Source organism: Microbulbifer rhizosphaerae (genome assembly GCF_014191725.1).
In the GTDB taxonomy this organism is placed as follows: Bacteria; Pseudomonadota; Gammaproteobacteria; order Pseudomonadales; family Cellvibrionaceae; genus Microbulbifer; species Microbulbifer rhizosphaerae.
Map to the genome: position 1 here is coordinate 1 of NZ_JACHWZ010000060.1, position 2,344 is coordinate 2,344.

Annotated in this window: 1 protein-coding gene; it reads left to right on the top strand. The window is 63.7% G+C overall.

What is annotated here, in order from left to right:
• Positions 1 to 2,344: pectinesterase family protein (locus FHS09_RS22405; RefSeq protein ID WP_183464117.1), on the top strand; the 2,344-nt coding region annotated here is incomplete at both ends.

Sequence of the window (2,344 nt, forward strand, 5' to 3'; positions counted from 1 at the left end):
CTTTACCGACCCCGACAGTCTCTACCAGACCGCCGGCCGCATCGGTTTCTTCACCTACAACCGCTCCTTCGAGGTGGATTATGTGAAGGTGGGCGACCCCAACCTCAAACCGGTGCAGCTCACCCTGGACTACGCGGAATCCACCTGGGTTACCACCGCTGGCGATCCGGCGCTGGAAGTGAACGTCACCGCGATAAAGAGCGACGGCGTCACTGCCGACACCTTTACCGTCGAGTCCAGCAATGAGGCAGCAGTCTCCGTGGATGTCACCGACAACACAGTGACCCTGACTCCGCTGGCCGAGGGCGACGCCACCATCACCTTTACCAGCGACTCCGATTCCAGCCTGCAGAAGGCCATCGAAGTCAGCGTGGCCAAAGCCTTCAATATGCCCACCGCCACCTACGGCGACCTGAGCACCCGGGTCAGCCCGATTCCGGGCAACACCGGCGAGTACGAAGATGCCCGCCTCAGCATCACCTTCGACGGTGCTCCCACCCTCGCCGAAGTCGGCTCGGTGCGCATTTTCCGCGCCGATGACGACACCGAGGTGGACGCCCTCCGCGCCGGCGGCGAGATGGACACCCTCGGCTACGAAGGGCAGAGCAGTACGCGCACCCTCAACGTCAATCCGTTCGAGATAGACGGCAACACCCTGACCATCTCGCCCCACACCGGCGCACTGGACTACGGCGTTGAGTACTACGTGGCCATCAGCAGCACCTTTTTGGAGCCCGGCATACAGTTGAACGGAACCGACTTCGTCGGCCTGGGCAAAGACGCCGGCTGGAGCTTCACCACCCGCGCCGCCGCCCCCAGCGGTGCCGACGTAACGGTGGACGACGACGGCGCAGCGGATTTCCGCACGGTGCAGGGAGCACTGAACCATGTGATGGAGAATGTGGCCGCGAACGACCCCGCCACCATCACCATCAACGCGGGCGACTACCGCGAGGTGCTGTTCCTGAGCGGCAAGCACAACGTCACCCTGCAGGGCGCAGGCTCCGGGGCGACGGTGATCCGCTACAGCAACAACAACGCGCTCAATCCCGGCACCAGCACACGGCCTATCTTCCTGGCGGAGAGCTCCGACATGCTCACCCTCAAGGATCTCGCCCTGATCAACACCACCCTGATCGGCGAGGGAGGCCAGGCGGAAACCATCTACTTCAACAACGACGCAGGCCGCTTCATCGCCGACAATGCCGTATTCATCAGCGAGCAGGACACGCTGCTGTTGAAGGGGTGGAGCTGGTTCTACAACAGCCTGGTAGCCGGCAACGTGGACTTCATCTGGGGCACGGCTCAGGCAGCGGTGTTCGAAAACAGCGAGATCCGCACTATGGCCCGCACCGACGGCGGCCAGGGTGGCTATGTGCTCCAGGCGCGTACCGCTGAAAGCTCGCCGGGCTTCGTGTTCCTGAACTCCACCCTGACCCGCGAGGAAGGCGTGGGCGATGGCACCCACTACCTGGCGCGCAGTGGCGGCAGCAGCAGCTACTACGACAACATCGCCTTTATCAACACCATGATGGACACCCACGTGGCCGATATCGGCTGGCATCCGGACCGGACCCCCAACCCGGCCATCGCCACTGCCGATGCCGGCTGGCGCGAGTACGGCAGCATGGACCTCACGGGCAGCCCGCTGGACCTCTCCACTCGCTGTAGTGGCGGCGACACCTGCTATCTGCTGAGCGAAGCGGAAGTGGCCGAGCGCTTCTGCTCCCGGGCGCAGATCTTCGCCGGCTGGAACAGCGGCGAAGGCTGGGACCCCATGCCGGAGCAGCCCAATGACGAACTCTGCCCTGCAGGGGAGCCGGAACCCGAGCCGAGCCTGTGGACTGGCGAGGGATTGCTTCTGGGCGATCCCGCTAACTTCACTGGCGAGACCGCCAGCGGCAACATCGACGCCCAGGACGCAACCAGCATCACCCTCACCGCCAGCGACGGCAAGTTCGAGTACTTTGGCTATGCCATGTCCTTCTACTTTGCCTCGCAGGAAGTGACCGGAGACTTCCAGCTGAGCGCCAAGCTGAAGTCCGTGGGTGCTCCCCTTGACGGCAACCAGTTCCCGGTGGGCCTGATGATGTGCGAGTGCGACACAGCGAGCGGAGCCACATCGCCGCTGGCGTCCGCGGGTGCGCATATGTCAGGCAGCGACTGGGTGACCCAGTACTCCCGCGTGGTTGCAGACGAAGGCAACTGGGGAGCCCGCAGCTACGACCCGGTGACCCCGGGCGACAATCTCTACCTGAAGCTGGGACGAGTGGACAATCAATTCTTCACCTCCTACTCCACGGACGGCGGTGTCACCTACGTGACCATGCAAAACGGTAGCTTC